Genomic DNA, 4,570 nt, shown 5'->3' with positions numbered 1-4,570 from the left:
TGTCGCATTTTCTTCACCATTTCAGCACATGATTATTACGTGATTTCTGGAAGATACCACGATATCGCACACCATTTTTCAGCTAAGGGCTTCAATTTTGGTTCTGTATTTCAGCAAGTGGCCACCCTGTTGGCGCACGGCCCAGCCGGTCTCGAAAGTTTCATATCGATGACGTCTGGCGGAGGGCATGCCTCGGATGAAGCGTGGTCCAAGGCAACGCGGATCGCGCGTGAGTTGGACTGGATTCTTGATGGAGCGGCGCCGGTGCGTGAGGCCGTTGTGCGCGCGGCATCCGAGCTGCGGCTCTCGACACGCCAAGTCTACAACTATCTGGCGCGGTATCGAGAACAGCGCAGGGTATCCTCCCTGCTGCCGCGAACGAGTGGAAAAAGGAAACCAAGGATCAGCCCCGCGGTCGAGAGCATCATCGCGATGACCCTGCGGGAGATGTGGTTGCGTCTTGAGCAGCCGGACCTTGCACCGATCGTCGAAGAGATCCGCGCCCGCTGCGCAGAGGAAGGGCATGCTCCGCCCGCCTATGTCACTGTCGCCCGGCGTATCCCCATTCTGTTCGCCCCGGAAGAAATTGCCCGCCGCCGCCTGTCAGATAGTAAACACCTGCACCGGCTGAAGCCGCGACCGGGCTATATCCGGGCTAACCACGCGCTCGACGTTGTCCAGATCGATCACACGCCGGCAGACATCCAGTTTGTCGAGGTGATTGATGACTACGGCGTCTTCGTTGGTCGCCCCTATCTGACCATCGCTGCAGATGTGGCCACGAGCGCGATCATCGGCTTCTGCCTGACCCTCGAGCGGCCGTCACGACTGTCTGTGGCGCTTTGTCTTGCGCACGCGATGTGCTGCAAGATTGACTGGCTGGCAGAACGCGGCATCGATCATGCGTGGTCGATGCATGGTCGCCCGAAGCAGATCGTCGTCGATTCCGCCAAGGAATTCCAGAGCAGCACCTTCAGCAGAGGATGCGCGGACTATGGCATTGCCATACGCATGCGCAACAAGGGCACCGTGCATCGGGGCGGGGTCGTCGAACGCCTGCTGGGGAAAGTGAACACGGCGCTACGCGCCTTGCCCGGCAAGACGGGGCGTTCCATCGCGGATCGGGGCGACTATGCCTCGGAAGCGCGGGCACGGCTCAGCTTCGCGGATCTTGAACGCTGCATCGCGCTCGCGATCATCGACCACAACCTGAGCCAGAATGCGCGCAAGCTGACCGTTCCGGCGAAAGAGTGGGAAGATCGGTTCCAGCCGAAGGACCGACCGATCGATGCACCTGTCGATGTGCTGCTCAATTTCCTGCCGCGCAAGACGCGGAAGATTTCACCTCAGGGCATCAGTCTCTTCGCCATCGACTATTTCGAGCCCTGGCTTGGCCCGCTGGTTGCGCGTCGTGACCGGCTGGAGCCGCTCGATCTGTGCTATGATCCTCGCGACATCAGCCATGTCTACGTCAAGGATCCGGATACGCAGGCCTGGCGGCCGGTCAGGCGACGGGACGGACTGGCCGAGCCGATCACGCTTTGGCAGCACCAGGCGGATCGACAACAGCGGCGTGAAATCCAGCGGCGCCCTGTACAGGAGGCATCAGCTATCCGACGCGAAATCGCCGCAACTGTTGCCGCCGCCAAAACCCCGAAAAGCCGGTTGAAGGAGATGACCCGCGCCCGGCATGCCACCGAGGCAAAGAAGCCTTATGCCGACTTCGCTGCGCCTTCCGCCTCGGCCCAGACAAAGCTCGACCCGGATCGCCCGCGGCGGGTCTTTCCTGTCGAGGATTGGTAAGGTGCCGGATCACCTAATGCCCGCCATAGTCCCGCTCTTGCAGGCCGATGACGCAGTGCGGATCGCCCATGTTCGCGCGCCGCGCTGGATCAGCCATCCGGCCGCCGGCGCGGCGCATGACGCAATGCGACTGCTGCTTGAGCGACCGCCATCCCTGCGCCCACGCGGTTTGCTGCTTGCCGGTCCCTACCACAATGGCAAAACCATGATCGCCGAACGCTTCGCCGTCGAACATCTGCGTGCCGCCGACCAGCAAAAGGTGTGGGTGATCCAGACCCGGGAAGGTGCAGGGCTGTCGCATTTCTATGCCAGCATCCTGTCCGGATTGCGCGCGCCACAAGCCGCTGGCTGGCGCAGCCTGTCCCGCGCCGGCGATCAGGTGGATCATCTTCTGGAGCGCCTGAAGCCGCGCCTTTTGATATTCGACGAGTTCCACAGCGCATTGCGCGGGCGGCGCCAGGATGTGAAGGCCATCTTCTCGTTCTTGCGGAGGATCGCACGGGTGCATGACATCTCACCCGTCCTTGTCGGTGAAATCGCGATCTACGATGCGGTGCATGACACCGACGAAATGGGCTCACGTTTCGATACGATCCCCATTCCACGATGGGCGTATGACGAGGAGTTCGCGACGCTTCTCGACAGCCTGGAAGCCAGTCTGCCGCTCGCCGAAGCCTCCGATCTGTCGCGCGAACCCTTGGCGAAGATCATCCATGATCTGTCAGAGGGGCTGATCGGCGAGGTTGTCGAGATCGTCACCCGGGCCGCAGTTGCGGCAATCTCGCGCGGTGAGGACCGGATCACGGGCGCAGCCCTGTCGGACCTCGGCTATGTGCCTCTCTCGCGGCGCCGCCATTCCACTTTGCGTCAAGAAATGACATGAGGTTTGGGCCGACCGAGATCTCCATCATGCCTGCAGAGCGGTATGCAAGCGCGGCGGGAAGCCGTTGGCCGATGGGCATTATGCCCGCACCTGGTGAACTTCTGTCGAGTTGGCTGCACCGCCTCGCTTACGCCAACGGCGTACCTCCCCACTATTTCGGTGCGCTTCTCGGAGCGCCGGGTGAGAACTGGTCGGCACGGCTTGATCGGGCGTTGCCCGATCGCATCCTGCGACTTTTGGGGGAGCATACCCACATACCCTTGGAAGACATCGCGGCTCTGACCGTTGCTCCCGATCCTTTGCCCGGGCTGCGTTTGCCCCTGCGGCCAGGGTCTCAGCAGACCTGCGCACCCGGGAGGCAGGTTACCTGGCTGCAATTCTGTCCGGCTTGTCTGGCAGAAGACGAAACGCCATATTTTCGCCGAGGCTGGAGCTTGGCCACACGAGTCTCTTGCGCTCGCCACGGCTGCCGACTTCGGGACAGGTGCCCATCCTGCGGGCGCGGACTGGCTCCGTTCAGCCAGAAGCATCTTGTGCCGCATCAGATCTGCGCCTTGTGCGGCGCGGCGCTCTGCAAACGCACCCGTCCTGCCGCCGATGGGGTTCAGCGCCTTGAGCGCCTGATCGACGATCTGCTTCGTTTGCATGCAGCAGGGCATCGGATGGCAGCGGGGCGATCACTTTCGGACCTGCTTGGATCAGCCTGCTTTCAATTTGGTAAACAGCGCATGTCCATCCCGCGCCTCCCTCATCGAGATCGCTATCATCTGTTTCGGCAATTGACGGAAGAGAGGTCGACGCCTTTCGGAACGCGAAGAAGTCCCGCGATCTCTTATTGGAAACGCGTCGCTCAAGCTGCGCCAGCTTGGAGCGGACTGGTCACATCATTCAGCGATGCCGTCCTGCCTCGGCCCAAAGCTGGGCCTTGCCCCACCACCGCTGGCCCGGATTTGGCAGATCTCGTTCAAGCGGCCGCGTGGCTTCATCAGAAGCGGCAAGCGCTGTGAGAATTCCCGGTGCATTTCAGGCGCGCGCGGCCAGCCCGGCGTCATTCAGCTGTTCAGGATCTGGCAGGTCGCGCAAGCTCTCCAACCCGAAGGCCGCGAGGAACGCGTCTGTGGTCACAAAGGTGTAGGGGGCACCACGACGCGGCGCGCGCGGCCCAGTTCTAATCAGACCCTGCGCATGCAGCCGCCCGATCAGGTCCCGGCTGATCTCTTTGCCGAAGATATCCTTCAGCCCGTCGCGGGTGATCGGCTGGTGGTAGGCGATGGCCGCCAAAATCGCGACGTCGAACTCGTTCAGGTCCAGCAACTGGTCCCCGACATCCGCTGCGGCGCGGATCGCAGGCGCGTAAGCGGTCCGCGTCCGGAACATCCACCCCCCTGCGACCATGGCAATCTCGAACGCCCGCCCTTCCAGATCGGCGGCCAGATCCTCGACCAGCAGATCAACCGAGGCCGCCTGCCCCACTATGCGCGCCAGATCCTCGCGCGGTACAGGCGAGGTAGAGGCAAACAGCACCGCCTCGATCCGCCGCATCCATTCGCGCCAGCGCAACTCCGGCGGTAGGTTAGCCAATTCGCGGTCAAGCTGGGGTTCGGAGCGGTCCTTAACCATTCCTACACTCCGTAGAGCCGGAAGGTGTCGCGGCCGGTCAGTTCGCGCACCGCGCCGAGATCGACCAGCCGGTCGCAGAGCCGGCGCGCGGCGCGGTCCCGCAAAGGCAAGGCACCGGGTGCCACCGCGTCCTGTGTCAGGAAGATCTCAACCGCCTCCCCAGCCCCCTTGGCCCGAAGCTTTGGTGCAACCTCTTTCAAAAGCGCAGCCCGACGCGCGAGGTCGACAGCCAGACGCGTGGCCTCGACCGCGGATGCGGTCACA

At 62.8% G+C, this 4,570-nt stretch carries 5 protein-coding genes; 3 read left to right on the top strand and 2 right to left on the bottom strand.

Features of this window, described 5'->3' with window-relative positions; translation table 11 throughout:
- The 3 genes from BLR51_RS26590 to BLR51_RS28620 all read left to right on the top strand — a co-directional run.
- The coding region (locus BLR51_RS26590) for a TnsB C-terminal domain-containing protein (protein WP_311135851.1) at window positions 1-1,803 on the top strand (1,803 nt) is incomplete at its 5' end.
- Between the two features lie 16 nt (window positions 1,804-1,819).
- Window positions 1,820-2,686, top strand: a complete 867-nt coding sequence (locus BLR51_RS26585; RefSeq protein ID WP_089852561.1) for a TniB family NTP-binding protein — start codon at window positions 1,820-1,822, stop codon at window positions 2,684-2,686.
- The gene (locus BLR51_RS28620) at window positions 2,683-3,693 is read left to right on the top strand and encodes a TniQ family protein (protein WP_089852560.1); all 1,011 of its coding nucleotides are present in this window, start codon (window positions 2,683-2,685) and stop codon (window positions 3,691-3,693) included. The genes BLR51_RS26585 and BLR51_RS28620 overlap by 4 nt, the downstream gene beginning before the upstream one ends.
- Before the next feature lie 16 nt (window positions 3,694-3,709).
- Here BLR51_RS28620 and scpB read toward each other — a convergent pair whose 3' ends face one another.
- Window positions 3,710-4,306 (bottom strand): SMC-Scp complex subunit ScpB, encoded by a 597-nt coding sequence (gene scpB / locus BLR51_RS26575; RefSeq protein WP_089852559.1) that lies wholly within the window; start codon window positions 4,304-4,306, stop codon window positions 3,710-3,712.
- A gap of 2 nt (window positions 4,307-4,308) precedes the next feature.
- A partial coding sequence (locus tag BLR51_RS26570) for a DUF1403 family protein (protein ID WP_131821911.1) occupies window positions 4,309-4,570 on the bottom strand: 262 nt, incomplete at its 5' end.

Origin of the sequence: Salipiger marinus (assembly GCF_900100085.1) — a bacterium.
Taxonomy (GTDB): Bacteria; Pseudomonadota; Alphaproteobacteria; order Rhodobacterales; family Rhodobacteraceae; genus Salipiger; species Salipiger marinus.
The sequence above is the reverse complement of the archived record's forward strand: the minus strand, read 5'-3'. Positions and strand labels throughout refer to the sequence as shown.